Source organism: Acinetobacter sp. YH12049 (genome assembly GCF_013419875.1).
Taxonomy (GTDB): Bacteria; Pseudomonadota; Gammaproteobacteria; order Pseudomonadales; family Moraxellaceae; genus Acinetobacter; species Acinetobacter amyesii.
The window spans coordinates 1-17,990 of the sequence record NZ_VOZH01000048.1 but is presented as its reverse complement, the minus strand read 5'-3'; the positions used below and the strand labels follow the sequence as shown (position 1 = coordinate 17,990).

Here is a 17,990-nt window from a genome sequence, read left to right as displayed (position 1 = left end):
TTCATATTAAGCTTTACGAGGGCGTTGTATCGTCTGACGAGACGTGTATCAAGATGGGAGATATTAAATTGAAGAGCATGCTCTTCAATTTAACCCAAAACTTGGGATTTGTGTAGATACCTATGCCTTAAAGGAGAGGGCTTAAAGGAATTTACATCTCAACCATTTCCACACCATCAATGCGGGCAACGGTCATTAAGTCTTTATCACCACGGCCTGAAACCGTCGCAATAATGATTTGGTCTTTATCCATCGTCGGCGCAAGTTTCGTCACATAAGCCATTGCATGTGAACTTTCTAGCGCAGGGATAATCCCTTCAATTTGGGTTAAATCACGGAAACCTTGCAGCGCTTCAGTATCATTGATCGGCACATAGTTCACACGGTGCATATCTTTGAGGAAGCTATGCTCAGGGCCTACACCTGGGTAGTCCAAACCTGCTGAAATTGAGTGGGTTTCAATGATTTGACCTTGATCATCCGACATCAAGTAAGTACGGTTGCCGTGAAGTACACCAACATGACCTGCATTGAGTGGTGCAGAGTGTTTGCCTGTTTCAATGCCATAGCCTGCAGCTTCAACACCGTACATTTTCACGTCTTCATCATTCAAGAATGGATAGAACAAGCCCATTGCATTTGAACCACCACCCACACATGCCACCAACGCATCTGGTAAACGACCTGCTTGCTCTTGAATTTGTTTACGTGCTTCACGGCCAATGATCGATTGGAAATCACGAACCAATTGCGGATATGGGTGTGGGCCAGCCACAGTACCAATCACATAATAAGTAGAGTCAACATTGGTTACCCAGTCACGCATTGCTTCGTTCATCGCATCTTTCAATGTTTTTGAACCGCTTTCCACAGGTACGACCGTTGCGCCAAGCAAACGCATACGGTACACGTTCATCGCTTGACGTTTTACGTCTTCTGCACCCATGAACACCACGCATTCAAGGCCTAAACGTGCTGCAATCGTTGCCGTTGCTACACCGTGCTGACCTGCACCTGTTTCGGCAATAATACGTTTTTTACCTGAAAGTTTAGCCAGCAAAGCCTGACCAATCGTGTTATTCACTTTATGTGAGCCTGTATGGTTCAGGTCTTCACGTTTTAAGTAAATTTGCGCACCACCCAACTCTTTCGACCATCGCTCAGCATAATACAAAGGACTTGGACGACCGACGTAATACGCCAAGTCACGGTCGAATTCTGCCAAAAACTGAGCATCATCTTTCATGCGGAAATAGAGTTTTTCTAAGTCCTTAAGTGCTGCCATTAGAGTTTCTGACACAAAACGCCCGCCATGAATACCGAAATGCCCTTGTGCGTCAGGGAATTGGGTATAGTCAATCTTATTTTGCTGATCCACGATGGACTCCTTGCATAAAGCGTTCTATGAGTTGTTGGTCTTTAATACCTTTTGCCGATTCTACACCACCGCTCACATCTACGGCGTAAGCGCCAGTGGTTTGAATCGCTTCTTCAATATTGTCAGGCTTTAAACCGCCCGCCAAAATTAAAGGAATATCGAGTTTTGGGAACTGTGCCCAGTCAAAGCTATGCCCTGTACCGCCTTTCAGCTCAGGATGCCATGCATCTAACAGTACGGCGCTTGCCCCTGCCTGCTGAAAAGCTTGGATTTCTGCAATCACATCCAATTCAGGTTTCATTTGAATGGCTTTATACCAACGGCGTCCAACGGACTTCGCAATCGTTTGGCACTGTTCAGGGCTTTCATCGCCATGAAACTGCAGTATGTCTACAGGTGAAATTTTTAAAATAGCCTGTATGTCCACAGCCGACGCATTCACAAATAAACCCACGGTCTGCACGTACGGCGGCACATGCTGAATCAGTTCAGCGGCCTGCACTGCCGTTACACTGCGCGGGCTGGGCGCAAAGAATACAAATCCTATCGCATCTGCACCAGCTTGGACGACAGACTGAATATCTTGAGTACGTGTAATTCCGCAGATTTTGGCACGGGTTCGCATGTTGTTTTAGCTCTGACTCCGCCCTATTCATAGCCTATCTATGAATATAAAGGCGAATCATTGTAATGCAATTTTCATGCATTGCGTGGATTTTCAGCATGATTACTGCGCAAAAATAAAAAGCCCTGAATGATCAGGGCCTTTTGAAATTTTAATGAATTATTTCATCGCATAACGTAAGGTTATCCAAGCTGTGCGGCCGTCTTGATTAAATAAAGTGCTATTGCTGTAGTTGGTCGAATATTCTTTATCAAACATATTGGCAAGCTTGGCTTGAACACTGAATTCAGGCGTTGCTTGATAAGTTACTCGCGTATCTACTGTGGCAAAAGAACCCAACTCATCAGTATTTGCAGCATTGGTATAACGCTTATCTTCGGCATGAACTGAAGCGCCGACAGTCCATTTATCCATCGTATAATCAGCTGATGCATTAAAGATTTGCTTTGGCTTTAAGACCAACTGCTTGCCATGGGACCCTGCTGTCTCATTTTCAGGCTCTTGATAGGTATAATTGATATTCCAAAGAAAATTATTCAACTGCTGAGTAAGTGATAGTTCAGCGCCTTTAATTTTGGCTTTATCTATATTGCTTGGAACATAGTTCCCCGATGCATTTGGTGCCCATGCGATCATGTTTTCAATTTCATTATGGAAAGCGTTTAGCTCCCATTGAACATTGCTGACCACGCCCTTGAAACCAACTTCATAGTTTTCAGATTCCTCTGGAACCAATGTCGGGCTTTCACTTCCTGGCCAATACAAATCGTTGAATGTTGGGGCTTTGAATGCGGTGCCATAGCTGACATAAGTTTGTATGGCATCATTGAAGCGATATCCTAAAGTTGCGCTTCCAGTCGTATGATTACCAAACTGCTCGTTATCTTCCTGACGGACTGCACCTTGCACATCAAAGCTGCCAAATGAACCTAGATATTGCGCAAAATAAGCTTTGTTATCACGCTCTTTAACAACATAAGCTTTCGTACCTGACACTTCATCATTCTGGTAATCAAAACCAAGCATCAAGGTATTTTGCTTATTAAAGTTCAGTGTATTCAGCCATGATAAGCTATCACGCTGTGTGTTAATGACCGATGGATTTGCATCACGACTATCTAATTTATCTTCAGAACGCCCTAACTTTAACCCTGTAGTCCACACATCAAATGGCTTGTAGGTAGCACCAATGCTGTAAACATTTTGCTCGATTTTACTATGCACATTTTTTGCATCAATATAAGGAGAACCCCAGTCATCCCTATTATCATATTCATTTTCACCATCAACAACTAAAACACTTGCATCAATATCAAACTGATCATTGAATTTATGCCCCATACGTAAAGATGCAGACTTATTTTCGTAGCCGTCTTTATCTAAATCATTGGCTTCATTAATATTTGTCGCGTCGATGCCTTGGGTTTTGGTGCCAGCTAAACTCAAGGTTGCCCAAGTATTGTCATGTTTAACATTTAAACCAACATTGCTCTGATATGTTTCATGAGAACCATAGGTAAAAGATGCAAAAGGCTTCACCCCATTTTGCGTCCCTTTACGGGTAAAGATTTGAATCACACCACTAATGGCTTCTGAACCATATAAGCTTGAACGCGGACCGCGTAAAACTTCTACACGTTCAATTTGATCAATTGGGAAGTGTTCAAAAGCAGTTTCACCAAGCGTTGCTGAACCCACCTTTTGACCATCCACCAAGACCAATGCATGACGATTACCCGTACCGCGAATTGAAACACTTGTAACTTTACCTAAACCGCCAGTATTGCTATACGTTACGCCCGGCACTGTACGAAGCAATTCTTGTAAAGAAGTAAATTGCTTACGTTCAATTTCTTCACGGTCAATTACAGTGACTGCCGCCAAAGTTTTTTGTGAGTCTTGCTCTACAATATTGGCAACCGTGTTGGTAATGACTGGAAGTTGATAAACTTGGTCTGCTGCCATCGCAGCAGAAAGTGGAGATAAAACAAAAAGCGACCCGATAAGAGTCTTAGAGAAAGAATGCATGCTGTATTCCCCGATCGCACCGCCCGTGCGAAATAAAAGTGGTTAACGCGTGGCGGTTTTTGGGTAAGCGATGGCTTGCCATTTTTCAGGCAAAAGCATGCAATCCCGCTATAACGCCCGCCGCATTATGAATAGGTCTGCATCAGGCCGGTCTCCGGACTTACGTTATGAATAACGATTCACCGTTGCGGGGGCAGTGTCAGATAACAACAGCTCTATACTGCTGGACTGACTTCCCAGTTTCACTTCTCAATTAAGGAAGCACCTGAAGCATGGGCAGATTAGTTTCTGCCCCACAGCAAGTCAAGCTGAATATGCAGCAACACTAAAATGCCCGACGGATTCGATTGTTCGATAAATCGGAGTTCTCTATACTTAAACCATTCACAACAGTTGGCATGGGAAGTTTCTACAACACTGCCCCCGCAACGGTGCGCAAGCGAAACCTTGCCAGTCCGATACCTGCCGACCGTGTTCTATCACTCAATCATTTACGTGGGGTAAATGCATGGAGCTTTGTATGCCTTTTCCTTTTCAGCCGACTGCGCTTGCAGCTGGCATATCTGCGCTTTGTATTTTTAACTCCGAAATGTCTGTTGCAGCGGATTCCATTACACAACCTAGAATGGACACCATTGTCGTCACAGCAACACGTTCTGCAGAAAAATTGGAAAATGTGCCAGCACGTATTTCCATTATTGATGAGTCGCTCATAGATCAATCACCAATTGCATCATTTCCACATTTATTAATGAGTGATGCTTCTATCAATATGGTGCAGCTGGGTGGCTATGGACAACAAGCTTCATTTTTTTTACGTGGCACAGAGTCAGACCACACTTTGGTATTGCGTGACGGTGTCCGTTTAAATAATGATGCCAGCGGTTTAGCGCCAAATAATTTTATAGATACCACAGACATTAAGCAGATTGAGGTTTTAAAAGGCCCAGCATCTGTCCTTTATGGCACCAATGCCATTGGTGGTGTGGTACAAATCATTAGCAAAACCCCTGAAAAAAATGCAGCTTTTATCAGCGCTGAAATAGGTGGAAATCAAACCTATAAAAGTACTGTCGGGGTAGACCTAGCCAAGCAAGGTTTTTATGCGCAAATTCGTGGACAGCGTTTAGAAACCGACGGCACATTGATTCATGAACATGAAAATGCCAGAGCTTCTAGCTTTAATCAAAAAGGCGTGTCTACCAAATTTGGCTATGAAGAAACACGCTTTGGCACTTCATTGGATTATTCTGAAAACCAAGGTAATGCTCAATATGAGCAATACAGCTGGAATTCACTGCAATATGAGCAAAAGTCGCAAGATTTTAAAAATCAAATTGCAACCCTGAAGTCACACTTCAACCCCACAGATCAGCTGACCCTGAATGCTCGCGTGTCTTATTTTAAAGATGAGTTGGAACAGCTCAAAATCTTTGAACAGACCCATTATGAATCCACTGAATATGAACTGACCGCAAAACAGCAAATGACGCCGTCTCAGAACATCATTGCAGGCATCACCCATCGGCAGCTAGAAACATCAACGCTAAAAACTGCAGAGTCTTTTCATCAAGACTTAAACAGTACGGGTTATTATCTACAGCACCAATATCAAACTGATAAATTAAAAACTCAAGCGGGTATTCGTCGTGAAGACCATGAAAAATATGGTCAACACACGGTCGGACAAGTTGCTGCGCGTTATTTTTTCACGCCGTTGTTTAGTAGCTATGCCAATATTGGTACAGCATTTAAAGCGCCAACCATGAACGACTTATATTATGGCGACTATGCAAACCCTGACTTAAAACCCGAAGAAAGTCAATCCTATGAAATTGGGCTAGACCTACAAATGACACCACAACTAAAAACTGGTTTGTCTATCTACAGAACTGAAATTGATAACCTTATTGATTCTGATCCCAACAATAACTGGAAGTTTGCCAATATTGATGCAGTGACCATTCAAGGTTCAGAAGTCTATGTGAATTGGAGCAATGAGGCATTTTTTACAAAGGCCAGTTATAGCTACAATCAAGCAAAAAATGATAAAACAGGTTTGGATTTGAGCCGCCGCCCACGTCAAAAACTGGCATTGTCAGCTGGTTGGGCTGATGAACATTATGGGCTGTCAACAACACTGAGTGCGAACAGCCATTCAGACAGCAGTAATTATGATGAGGATGTGATCCCTGGACATGCTCAGATTGATTTCAATAGTTATTACCAACCCAACGAGCAACTGCGCTTCTTTGCCAATATTCAAAATGTCGGCGATGTTCAATATAAAACGGCTTCTGCTGGCAATTTCGACGGCAAATTCTATTTAAATGGCGGCCGTTTGGCTTCCTTTGGCATCACAGTTAGATATTAATTTCACACTGATTTATTCAACTTTTAATCAAAAAATGGACAATTAAAATGGGCCACCGTTTAAGTAAAATTTATACCCGCACAGGCGATTCAGGCACAACAGGTCTTGGTGACGGATCACGTGTAGCAAAGGATGATTTACGCATTGAAGCCTTAGGAGATGTCGATGAACTCAATTCAAGCATTGGTATTCTGCGTTCGCACATCGCACTTAGCAGTATTGAAGACAAAGCGGCTTGGGATAAATCGCTCAGCCTGATTCAGCATTGGTTATTCGACCTTGGCGGTGAAGTCTGCATTCCAAACTTCAACTTGGTACAACCTATGTCAATTGAGTTTTTGGAAAATGACATTGACCGTATGAATGAAGCGCTGCCAATGCTCAAAGACTTTATCCTGCCATCAGGAACATTGGTGTGCAGCTTTGCCCATCAAGCGCGTGCAGTTTGCCGCCGTGCAGAACGTCGTTTAATGGCTGTACATAACCGTGACCAGAACATTCAAGCACCGTCATTGCAGCTACTTAACCGACTCTCTGACTGGTTATTTGTCGCATCGCGTACATTACAACGCGCTGAAGGTGGTTCTGAGGTGCTGTGGCAGAAAAATATTAACGACACGATTGATCAATAAGTTTTGGATTCAAAAATTGCTCAAATCCTTTGACCAATTAAAAGTCTATTTTACATTGAAATAAATCGAAACATTTCGTCCGATCATTCTTGTATTTCAGGATGATCGGATCAAAATAACAGTGTCATCTCCCTGTCATTCTTACAGGACACTATGTTTTTATCTTTCAATTTTGCAGGCCCTTTATGCGCATAATCGGTCACCGTGGCGCTCGTGGTGAAGCACCTGAAAATACCCTAGGTGGTTTCCAATATATTCAAGATTTAGGCATACGCTCAGTTGAATTTGATGTGCGACAACTAAAAGATCGCGTCTTAATTGTGATGCATGACGATCAATTCATCCGTACCACCGGCCAAGATAAGTATCTTTATGAATGCGAAAGTTCTGAACTAGAACCGTATAACCATGCAGTGACATGGTCAGAATGGAATAAAGTTGAGCCGACGCCACTGCTCGAACAAACGCTCAAAATTATTCATAACTTCGATCATATTGAAGTCGAAGTGAAAGCAGTGAAGACACAGACTGAAGCTGAAGCGCTGACTGAAACCTTGGAACAACAGCTCCAAGGTTTCGAACATTCCGCAGTGATCACCAGTTTTGACCCTAAAATTCATCTTGCTTTGCAACAAAAAAAATCCGGCTTCAAACGCGGGCTTTTGGTTGAAACAGACGTAAAATTTAAAGCGATTGAACAAGCACTTGAATTAGGTTGTATCCAAATCGGTTGGATGAACCAACTCGCCAATTCAGACATTATTCAGGCCACACAGCAGGCAAAATTAAATGTGAGCGTATGGACTGTCAACGACGTTGATCGTGCTAAACAGCTTAAAGATTGGGGCATTAACGGCTTAATTACCGACTATCCTAAATTAATGATGCAGCATTTTTAATGCTGCTTTATTCACCTAGATTTGTGTAATTCACTTCTCGATCAACACGTCGATATTTCAATCGGTCTATTTTCTTTCCAAAACCAATACAGTTTGTCCCCGACTGTTTTGCATCGTCATGTGTTTCCCTTTTATTTGGAATTGTGTTGCGGCTTGCAAGGCATCTAAAAGTTCAGCCTCTTGAGCCAAAGCCGAATCACAGCTGAAATAACCTGCTCGGGCATTCAGATCAATGCTGTGTTTTAAGGTATCAATCACATAAGTGCCACTGATAGTGTTACATCCCGTATTTCCCTGAATTTGTCGAAATTGCGAATTGAACTGAAGATAAGGTTGATGATGAAAGAACTTGGCTTTTTGCCCTGCAATTTGCACAATCGTCCATGGAATATCTTGTATCCCATCATTTACGCGAATGACTTTTAATGGCTGTTCAACACTGTTGCCATGTGACTTCCCTTGTGACTTTGTAGTCACCTTCTGCGTTGGAGAACTTTGACAGGCCATGAGTCCTAGACAACTGATCAGAAAGCCGCCACAGATACAGTGTTTGACAAAAAATTGCGGATTATTTTGACGATTTTGCTGTTTTTTTATCATCTTTTTTACCCCACAAAAAGTCAAATAACTTCAGTCGTATTATGTTACTGTTTAGAACAATACAACTGTACAATAACAGTGGTGAAAACGGGTTTTCCCGTGCTACTATTCTGTACGTTTAAAATCCCTTAAAAAATTAATGGGATTCGTCCTATCTATACCTCCCAAGGTTTCAGGAGTGCTGTTGGAGATGAATGCTCCCCTACCCAAAGCCCCAATGAACTGGATTGCCATTTTTGCATTGGTGTTTTTACCAATTGTCGCAGTTATTGCAATTCCGTTATATGCCATTAATCATGATTTTAGTGCCGCTGCTTGGATCAGTATGTTTGTTTTACTGGGTGTCAGTAGTTTAGGTATTACCGCAGGTTATCACCGCTTATGGGCACACCGTGCTTATGAAGCAACCTTGGCTTTAAAAATCATTTTAATGCTCATGGGTACTTTTGCAGTTCAAAATAGTATTTTATTTTGGGCTTCAGGCCACCGTACACATCACCGTCATGTAGACGATATTGACCAAGATCCATACTCGATTAATCGTGGTTTTTGGTATGCACACATTGGTTGGATGCTTCGTGATTATCCAGCAGCAGCACCAAACTATAAAAATGCACCTGACTTATTAAAAGATAAAGTCGTGATGTTCCAAGACAAATATTACATTCCATTGGTGATTGCTGTTCATGCGGCGATTTTAGTGCCAATTGGTTGGGTTGTTGGCGACATGTGGGGCGTTCTATTATTGGGCGGTTTAATGCGTCTAATCTTGAGCCATCATGTGACGTTCTTTATTAACTCACTGTGCCACATGTGGGGTAAACGTCCATATACTGACGAAAATACTGCACGTGATAACTTCTGGTTAGCAATCGCAACTTGGGGTGAGGGGTATCATAACTACCACCACATTTTCCAATATGATTACCGTAATGGCGTGAAATGGTGGCAGTACGACCCAACGAAATGGTTGATTTGGTCTTGCTCTAAATTAGGTTTAGCGAAAAACTTGCGCCGCATTCCAAGCTTTAATATCAAAAAAGCTGAATTGGCGATGAAGTTTAAATATGCTGAACAAGACCTTGCGATTTATGGTCTGAACATGACCGATGATATTGCAAGCGCGAAACAACGTATTTCTCAAGAATACGATGCGTTTTCACAAACCTTGAATGATTGGGCAACATTGAAAGAACAAGAAATTCAAGCCAAGAAAACTGCAGTTGCAGAAAAGATTCATCAAATGGATGACAAGCTTAAACTTGAATTTCAGCAAGTTGAACAACGTCTTTCCCAGCATCGTGAAACCTTGAATCAATTGATGCGTAGTTTGAAAAAGAAAACCGCTTAAGCCTTAAAAGCTTTTCTGAACAATACAGCCTCCCTCTTGCGGAGGCTGTATTGATTTTAAAGCTACAGTTTTTATATAAGCTCTTTGCTATAGTGAAGTTAATTTCAAATTTGCCTCATGCTTATGCACTTCAATTCTCGCTATTCCACGCTCAACCCCAAACTCTATCATCATCAAATGCCTGTGCCACTCAAAGGTGCAAAAGCGGGGCATTTCAATGCTGCCTTAGCCGATGAGCTGCAATGGTCGGCAGAAGATCAAGCGGCATGGGTGGAAATTTGCAGCGGCCAAAAAACCTTTGCGGAGTTTGAACCTTTAGCCATGGTTTATGCGGGTCATCAGTTTGGACAATGGGCCGGCCAGTTGGGCGATGGACGTGGTCTGCTGATTGCGCAAATTGTCGATCAACATCATCAAACCATCGATCTACATTTAAAAGGTGCAGGTTCAACGCCTTATTCGCGCATGGGCGATGGCCGCGCGGTGCTGCGCTCGGTGATTCGTGAATATCTTGCAGGTCATGCCCTCAATGCCCTCGGTATTCCCTCCAGCAATGCCGTGGGTTTTACCAGTTCAGAGCAAGGCGTACAGCGTGAAAAATTAGAACCCGGCGCGATGATGCTGCGCACCTCCGACTGTCATATTCGTCTGGGGCATTTTGAATGGATCAATCAATATCAAGGTGACTTACTGCCAGAATTCACCCAAAAATGCATCGAATGGCATTATCCAGATTGCCTTAACGCTAAACAGCCGATTTTGGCATTTGCCACACAAGTGATTCAGCGTACAGCGGTGATGATTTCACATTGGCAACTGGTTGGTTTTGCGCATGGCGTGATGAATACCGATAACCTCAACATTACCGGTTCAACGCTCGATTTCGGGCCGTATGGTTTTATGGAACGCTTCCGCCCGAACTGGATTAACAACCATTCGGACTATCAAGGCCGCTACACCTATCAGCAGCAGCCCAGTATTGGACATTGGAATTTATGGAACTGGCTGAATAATCTGGTGCCACTCTGCCCTGCAGATTATGACAAAGCACAATGGAAAGAAGATTTAGCCCAATGCCTTGAGCATTTTGAACCGACTTTCTTAGAACATTACAAACTAGGCTTGAACCAGAAAATGGGCTTGCCAAGTTTCTATAAAGACAGCTTTGACTGCGCGATGGCCTTTTTACGTATCCTACAAGCGGAGCAGTTGGATTACACCCAAAGCTTTTTGCGCCTGCAACATCATGACTATGAAGCGATCTTAGATGATTGCCTTGACCGCAGGGCCTTTGAAAATTTCTTAGCGCAGTATCAAAGCATTCGTGAACATCAGGATACCGATGCGCTAGATGCAGACATGGCAAAAGCCAATCCACAATATATTTTGCGCAATCATATGGCGCAAAAAGCGATTGAACTGGCAGAGCGCAATGATTTTTCAGAAGTCGAGCGTTTGTTTACGCTACTCAGCCAGCCTTTTACCAAACAGCCTGAATTGGAACAATCTGAAGATTTAGCGCCATTGCCAAGTGATGTGCCTGAAGTCATGGTCAGCTGTTCGTCTTAACATTTATCCACAAATGTAGCGCTAAATCTGCCTCAAATTGTGGATAATTTAAACATTATCCACAATACCAAAATGGATGAGCTGCAAATGCGCCTTATCCCAAAAATGAAAATGACCAAAAAACAAATCCTCATCTTCAGTGGCATTGCTTTGCTCTGCATTGTTGCCGCCTGTGTCACCTATCAAAAAGTTGGAAAATTTCTGCCAACCTCTGCTCATGCGCTGTCATTTCCTGCAGCATTAGATGATCAGGAAATTCAGCAGATTATTAGCGCGACACCCATCGACAGTATTCAGGTGTATAAAGATCAGCGCTATTTGGAGTTAAAACATCAGGATCAGGTCATCCGCCGTTATCCGATCCGCCTTGGTTTTGTGCCGCTAGGACATAAAGTCCAAGAAGGTGATGGCAAAACCCCGGAAGGCTCTTATGTGATTGACTGGCGCAATCCGCAAAGCGCATTTTATAAATCACTGCATATCTCCTACCCCAATGCAGCGGATCAGCAAAAAGCAGCACAGCTGGGTGTTTCTGCAGGCGGCGATATTATGATTCATGGTTCTGCCACCAGCCTGCAAATGAAAGCGGCACCTCAACTTAAGACCTATTTCCCGCAAAAAGACTGGACTTGGGGCTGTATTGCGGTGCGCAATATTGATATGGATGAAATTTGGCAATTAGTCAATAATCATACCGCCATTCATATTCATCCTTAGGTGTGGAATCTGATTTGTTATTTTTGGGTGATTTCCTATGATTTCTTTACATGCGAACGCAGCTCAAACAGCGCTTGCCCTGCCTGAAACCACGTGCAGCCAGCCCTTTGGTGATGGCTGTGATGTGTACAAAGTCATGGATAAAGTCTTTATGCTGAGTTTTCATTTGGAAGGCAAAGCGGCAATCAATCTCAAGGTGCTTCCAGACCACGGCGCGATGCTGAGAGACATTTATTCCTATATCCGCGCAGGCTGGCATATGAATAAACAGCATTGGGTTTCTATTTTTGCAGATGAAGAACTTGAGGAAGATTTATTGCAAGATTTGGTGCTGAATTCTTATGAATTGGTGGTTTCGAAATTAAATAAGGGGCAACGGCAAAGGATTGAATTGCTGATGAATATTAAGCCACTTGAAAAATAATAGCGTCTCTATAAAAGTTTTATCCGTATTGAAATCTATTTGATCTAGGATTCATTGTTAGATAACTTTTAATTAACAACAAAAAAATAAATACAAAATAAAATATCAATCAATAAAACTTATATAATATTTTTCACGACATCAAGGATCGGTATTTAAATGTTTAAAAAATATAAACTCAGTCACTACCTCGTTTCATTCATGCTCGGCTATGCGTCTATGGAGACCATGGCTGCGATTAATATCTATGGTCCTGGCGGGCCAGCACCTGCCATGCATGAGGCCGCAAAACAATTCGAAAAGAATACCGGTATTGAAGTCAATGTCACGGCTGGGCCAACACCGCAATGGGCTGAAAAAGCTAAATTAGATGCAGACATTATCTATAGCGGCTCTGAGGCCATGATGTCTGATTTTGAATCTGTTTTTTCTGAGCAAATTATCAAAAATTCAGTTGAGCCGCTTTATTTGCGTCCTGCTGCCATTTTAGTCAGAAAGGGAAATCCAAAAAAGATTAAAGGATTTAAGGATTTGGCGAAACCCAACACCAAAGTTTTGGTTACGCATGGCGCAGGCCAAGTCGGGATGTGGGAAGATATTGCCGGCAGAACGGGGAATATTGAATTAACCAAGGCGTTTCGAAAAAATATTGCGATGTACGCGCCCAATACTGGCGTTGCCAAAAAAAACTGGCAGGAAAATAATGATTATGACGCATGGTTAGTCTTTAATATTTGGGGAATCAGTAACCCCAATATTGGTCAAATCATTCCGATCGAACCTCAACTGGTGATTTACCGTGATACGGGTGTTGCATTGACGCAGCATAGCTTAAAGAATCCTGAGGCCCAAAGTTTTATCACCTTCTTAAAATCCAAGCAAGGTCTGGCGATTTTTAAAAAATTTGGTTGGAATAAATAGGCCATTTTTCTAAGATCAAATGTAAAGATGCTGTCTAAACCATCCAGTCAGCAGCTTTTATTGCGCCGTTAAAAAGGACTCATTTTTGAGTCCTTTTTTAAACAAAAACTAAGCCTTTCTCGCCTGCATAATTTTAAACAGCACAAACAACAGTAAGATCCAAACAGGCTGCATCATCACCGACAGCTTAAAGCCTTGCATCCACATGATGTATAAAATCATCAGCATGAAAGCCAAAACCAAATAATTGGTAAATGGTGCAAATAATGCGGGGAACTTGGTCTGCATACCCTGCTGTTTCATGGCTTGCCTAAACTTCAAATGAATCAAGCTAATCAAAATCCAGTTCAATACTGCTGCACTGACCACAATATAAATTAGATAGCTCAAGGCTTTTTCTGGCAGGAAATAATTCAGCAGCACACAGCCAAAAATCAGCAAGGCCGAAAATAAAACAGCCGCAATCGGTGTCCCGTGCTCATTTACCTGTTTAAATAGCTTTGGTGCATTGCCCTGCTCAGCCAGACCCAAAAGCATCCGGCTATTGGCATACATCCCGCTATTACAGACCGACACAGACGCTGTTAAAATAATAAAGTTCAGCAAATGCGCGGCCCAATCAATGCCAATCTGCTTAAAAATCAGCACAAATGGACTATGATCCAAACCGCCCAATTGCAGCTGATTCCACGGCACCAAAGACAGCAGCACCGCCAAAGAACAGATATAAAATAAGAACACGCGGATCACCGTTTGATTTACGGCTTTGGGAATGTTTTGATCTGGATTTTCAGTTTCAGCCGCCGCCATGCTGATCAGCTCAATGCCACCAAAAGCAAACATCATAAAGGCCAGCATGTAAAATAAGCCTTCAAAACCATGCGGAAAAAAGCCGCCATGTACCCATAAATTGCTAATCGAAGCGGTAGAGTCTGCGCCTGCTGTAAGTAGCAGATACACACCAAAAGCAATCATGGCAACAATCGCCACAACCTTAATCATCGACAGCCAAAATTCAGACTCTGCATACAGTTTTACATTGGCTAAATTGGCAAGGGTAATCACCATAAAAAACACCAATACAGACACCCATGCAGGCACATGCGGCCACCAGTAATGGACATATTTGCCAATCGCGGTCAGCTCGGTCATCACCACTAAAATATACAGAATCCAGTAGTTCCAACCCGTTAAAAAACCCGCAAACTTGCCCCAATATTTAAAGGCAAAATGACTGAATGAACCTGTGACTGGCTCTTGTACAATCATCTCGCCCAACTGGCGCATAATCAGAAAAGCAATCAAGCCGCCAATCAAATAGCCCAAAATAATCGATGGCCCAGCCGACTCAATAATATGCGCAGAACCTAAAAATAGTCCTGTACCTATTGCGCCACCCATTGCAATCAGCTGAATATGACGGTTCTTTAATCGGCGCTGTAGTTGAGGCATTTCGCTGCTCACAACACGTTCTCATCTTATAAAAAAGTGAATTGTAGCCTGTGCAGCTCTTTGCAGCCAAATATTCATAGACTATTGCTGTATGAGCAACAAATGATGCTGATAAAATCAGCCTTCAAATCTGCCCATACCGTTAACTGCACTATGAATCAGCAACACTTATCAATGGTCTTCATTCCTGGATTTATGCTGGATGAATCCTTGTGGGATGAGCTCATCCCACAACTTCCGCACACATGGAATTTCTTTAGGGCAAGTTTAAAACACGGTCAAACGATTGATGAAATTGCGGAACATATCCTGCACAATGCCCCGCCACGCTTTGTCTTGGTGGGTTTTTCATTAGGCGGTTATATTGCCAGAACCATAGCGCAGAAATATCCTGAACGTATTTCTGCACTCATTTTAGTGGCAAGCTCTTTACGCGCTGATAGTGAAAAACAGAAGCAGTTTAAAATTGCGGCCATTCAAGCTGCATCAGCAGGCACGTTTCATGGTTTGAGCAAAACAGCGATTTCGAAATCACTACACCCAAACCAGGCGGACAATCGGAAGCTGATTCAACGTATTCAAGATATGGGCAAACATCTTGGATTTGACACCTTTAAAGCTCAGTCCTTATTAGACCGCAGCCATATTCGCAGCGATGCCATTCAGTGCCCAATACTGATTATTTCGGCTGCTCAAGATCGGCTGCGTTCACAAGAGGAAGCGCAGGAGCTGCATCAATCCATAGCTCACAGTCAACTTTATACCATTGAAAATACGGGCCATATGATTCCACTCGAACAGCCGGAAGCTTTAGCCGCCAGTATGCTAAAGTGGCTGAATACATTGCCTCTTTAAATATAAACAGCCCTCAATTGAGAGCTGTTTATAGCATTCACCACCCTTGATGGATAATTAATAGCGAATGCAGTACGTCTAAACCTATTCATTCATACTGCGGTGTCATGTAAATCTTTATTTACGCTGTGGCACTTCAGCCCAGCGTGCATAACTCTTAGTGCTTTTCAGCACAGTGCCCGCTTGTTTTGCAGCGACGCCACTATAGTCCTGAGAGAAACTATCTGAATTTTCATCAAAACTCGCACCATCAAATAATGGGAAAGTTCCGGCTTTTTTCTGAATCACCACATCATCAATCATCCAGCCGCGGAAACCGTTATAAAGTTCATCGACTGTTCTGAATTGGAATTTCAGTTGGACATTGGCCTTGCCTGCATATTCATCTAATGAAATTGCTTCTTGCTGAACAGCAGCCGGCGCGAGGTTAAAACCTAAATTACTGTATGGAATCGGTGCGCGCTCATATGCAGAAGATGGATCTGCCAGCGGGTTTAATCGAGCCAAGGTCTTAAAGCTCTTGCCGCCGTCTGTAGAAACTAAAATATTCATCAAATCGAACCCTTGATTATTTGGATTGACCGACTCAATTTCCCACCATGTTTTAAAGCTTAAACTCAAAGGCGCTTGATATTGGCTCAGATTAATCACAGGTGAAATCAATTCTCCCGTATTGTCATACTGCGACGTACCGCCATCAAACTCTAGTGCAGTCGAAGAATCACTTAAAGCGCCAATAAAGTTGCCATTTACTTTGTCACCATACCAATATGCTGTATTGCCTTGCAGTGGCTCAGGCACCTTGCCTTGACTTTGGTCATTCGGCGCTAAGCGCACGCGTTGATTTACTTGGTTATTACGAATGTTGTGACCTTTGTTGAGCAACTGCCAATCGACATTGGCCACACTTGGCTGCGACCTTGTCCATGCATTGCGAGTAGCAGAGTCCGCTTCAAAAGTTTCACGCCATATGGCATCTGCAGATGTCGTTTCAGGCAACACTTCAAATTGATAGCCCGATGCAGAAGAAGCAATGACCGTAACTTTTTTCGTAATGGTATTAATTCCTGCACCGCTAATGGTGAGCGTGGCATTTTTTAATGCTTCAAGCAGATCATTGCTCACATTAAATGACAAACTGAAATAACCATTTGCATCGGTCAAAGCACTAACAAATGCACCATTGGTCGCAGCACCGCCAGATAATGCGACTTGCGCATTCGCTAAAGGCTTCCCTTTAAAAATCACTTGGCCAGACAATGTTCCGACCACGGCATCATTGACTGGCGCATCACTTAGAGTCTGACAGTCTTGATCTAAACAGTTGAGCACCACATTCAACACAATGCTTTTATTAGTATTTTTAGGGTGGATCAAGAATGCCGAAACTGCAGACTGTCCATTTTTAGTGACCAAAACATAATATGTGCCTGCAGCCAATTTAGGCAGTTTAACGATGCCTTGGGCATTGGTAAGGTAACTTTGACCTTTAAAATGAGTTGCTGTCGGTAAACTATTGATCGGTGGAAATAGCTGCTCAGAATCATCCGCTGTGATTGTATTTGTTGCTATTTTCAGACTGCCTGCTTGTACTTTCTGCCATTCTTCATCACTTAAAATCTGAATCGACGATGCATTTAAGGCAAGATTATTCACATCTAATAAAGTCAGCTCTTCTACGCTTTTCTGTACCATGGCATCGGCAACTGGCTCTGGCGGTACGCTTCCAGTCTCATCACGATCATTACCGCCACATGCCGTTAAACCCAAGACACCCGTGACCATTATTATTTTTGCAAATGCGTTATTTTTCATCTGTTCTGCCCTCTGGCTTTTCCATTTTTAAAAATTGTTATCTCTACATTGAACTCTGCCAGCCCAAACATACTGGTGAATATTCCAGCAAAATAATAACCAATTTTCATTAAATGCGCAAATTTCGCGTTTTATGTGATTTTTATCATTCATCCAATTGCCATTGTTTTGCTGTAAAGGGATGCCCATTCCTTCAAAAATGGAATACTAATAAATATCTAATACTAGGGTCTGTTGACATTTGTTGATTAAAAAAATAGCGAGATAGTAAAATTAAATCGCCAAACCCAATTTTACACTCGCTATGCCTCGAACAATGCTAAATGATCAACACTGGTCCAAGTTACTTG

The 17,990-nt window shown here is 42.6% G+C and carries 15 protein-coding genes and 1 riboswitch; of the genes, 9 read left to right on the top strand and 6 right to left on the bottom strand.

What is annotated here, in order from left to right; genetic code table 11:
- Positions 1 to 151: 151 nt before the first annotated feature.
- The 3 genes from trpB to FTU05_RS15450 form a co-directional block, all read right to left on the bottom strand.
- Positions 152 to 1,378, bottom strand: coding sequence for a tryptophan synthase subunit beta (gene trpB / locus FTU05_RS15460; protein ID WP_180024528.1), 1,227 nt, complete (start codon positions 1,376 to 1,378; stop codon positions 152 to 154).
- Positions 1,362 to 2,003, bottom strand: a complete 642-nt coding sequence (locus tag FTU05_RS15455; RefSeq protein WP_180022408.1) for a phosphoribosylanthranilate isomerase — start codon at positions 2,001 to 2,003, stop codon at positions 1,362 to 1,364. The genes trpB and FTU05_RS15455 overlap by 17 nt, the downstream gene beginning before the upstream one ends.
- Positions 2,004 to 2,162: 159 nt before the next feature.
- Positions 2,163 to 4,031, bottom strand: coding sequence for a TonB-dependent receptor domain-containing protein (locus tag FTU05_RS15450; RefSeq protein ID WP_180165919.1), 1,869 nt, complete (start codon positions 4,029 to 4,031; stop codon positions 2,163 to 2,165).
- A gap of 127 nt (positions 4,032 to 4,158) precedes the next feature.
- Positions 4,159 to 4,315: riboswitch (cobalamin riboswitch) on the bottom strand.
- A gap of 236 nt (positions 4,316 to 4,551) precedes the next feature.
- On the opposite strand from FTU05_RS15450, the gene FTU05_RS15445 reads away from it, so the two are divergent.
- The 3 genes from FTU05_RS15445 to FTU05_RS15435 all read left to right on the top strand — a co-directional run bounded on the left by FTU05_RS15445 (position 4,552) and on the right by FTU05_RS15435 (position 7,936).
- The gene (locus FTU05_RS15445) at positions 4,552 to 6,405 is read left to right on the top strand and encodes a TonB-dependent siderophore receptor (protein ID WP_180022410.1); all 1,854 of its coding nucleotides are present in this window, start codon (positions 4,552 to 4,554) and stop codon (positions 6,403 to 6,405) included.
- Positions 6,406 to 6,452: 47 nt separating this feature from the next.
- On the top strand, positions 6,453 to 7,037 hold the full coding sequence (locus FTU05_RS15440) for a cob(I)yrinic acid a,c-diamide adenosyltransferase (RefSeq protein ID WP_180163255.1): 585 nt from the start codon (positions 6,453 to 6,455) through the stop codon (positions 7,035 to 7,037).
- Positions 7,038 to 7,222: 185 nt separating this feature from the next.
- Positions 7,223 to 7,936: a glycerophosphodiester phosphodiesterase gene (locus FTU05_RS15435; protein WP_180165917.1), complete on the top strand. Its 714-nt coding sequence runs from the start codon at positions 7,223 to 7,225 to the stop codon at positions 7,934 to 7,936.
- Positions 7,937 to 8,002: 66 nt separating this feature from the next.
- Here FTU05_RS15435 and FTU05_RS15430 read toward each other — a convergent pair whose 3' ends face one another.
- A complete protein-coding gene (locus FTU05_RS15430) occupies positions 8,003 to 8,536 on the bottom strand; it encodes an META domain-containing protein (RefSeq protein ID WP_180165915.1) in 534 nt (177 codons plus the stop codon).
- Between the two features lie 190 nt (positions 8,537 to 8,726).
- Between FTU05_RS15430 and FTU05_RS15425 the strand changes: the two genes are divergently transcribed.
- The 5 genes from FTU05_RS15425 to FTU05_RS15405 all read left to right on the top strand — a co-directional run bounded on the left by FTU05_RS15425 (position 8,727) and on the right by FTU05_RS15405 (position 13,518).
- A complete protein-coding gene (locus FTU05_RS15425) occupies positions 8,727 to 9,887 on the top strand; it encodes an acyl-CoA desaturase (RefSeq protein ID WP_180165913.1) in 1,161 nt (386 codons plus the stop codon).
- Positions 9,888 to 10,010: 123 nt separating this feature from the next.
- Positions 10,011 to 11,456: a YdiU family protein gene (locus tag FTU05_RS15420; protein WP_180165911.1), complete on the top strand. Its 1,446-nt coding sequence runs from the start codon at positions 10,011 to 10,013 to the stop codon at positions 11,454 to 11,456.
- Positions 11,457 to 11,567: 111 nt separating this feature from the next.
- A complete protein-coding gene (locus FTU05_RS15415) occupies positions 11,568 to 12,173 on the top strand; it encodes a murein L,D-transpeptidase family protein (RefSeq protein ID WP_180165925.1) in 606 nt (201 codons plus the stop codon).
- Between the two features lie 40 nt (positions 12,174 to 12,213).
- Entirely contained in the window at positions 12,214 to 12,597 is a 384-nt protein-coding gene (locus tag FTU05_RS15410) for an MmcQ/YjbR family DNA-binding protein (protein WP_180165923.1), read from the top strand.
- A gap of 159 nt (positions 12,598 to 12,756) precedes the next feature.
- On the top strand, positions 12,757 to 13,518 hold the full coding sequence (locus FTU05_RS15405; protein ID WP_180165909.1) for an extracellular solute-binding protein: 762 nt from the start codon (positions 12,757 to 12,759) through the stop codon (positions 13,516 to 13,518).
- Between the two features lie 108 nt (positions 13,519 to 13,626).
- Here the strand turns inward: FTU05_RS15405 and FTU05_RS15400 are convergent, their stop codons facing one another.
- On the bottom strand, positions 13,627 to 14,982 hold the full coding sequence (locus FTU05_RS15400; RefSeq protein ID WP_180165906.1) for an amino acid permease: 1,356 nt from the start codon (positions 14,980 to 14,982) through the stop codon (positions 13,627 to 13,629).
- Positions 14,983 to 15,072: 90 nt separating this feature from the next.
- Here FTU05_RS15400 and FTU05_RS15395 point away from each other — a divergent pair, with 90 nt between their 5' ends.
- Positions 15,073 to 15,825, top strand: coding sequence for an alpha/beta fold hydrolase (locus tag FTU05_RS15395; RefSeq protein ID WP_306670329.1), 753 nt, complete (start codon positions 15,073 to 15,075; stop codon positions 15,823 to 15,825).
- A gap of 117 nt (positions 15,826 to 15,942) precedes the next feature.
- Here the strand turns inward: FTU05_RS15395 and FTU05_RS15390 are convergent, their stop codons facing one another.
- The gene (locus FTU05_RS15390; protein WP_180165904.1) at positions 15,943 to 17,640 is read right to left on the bottom strand and encodes a carboxypeptidase regulatory-like domain-containing protein; all 1,698 of its coding nucleotides are present in this window, start codon (positions 17,638 to 17,640) and stop codon (positions 15,943 to 15,945) included.
- Positions 17,641 to 17,990 lie beyond the last annotated feature (350 nt).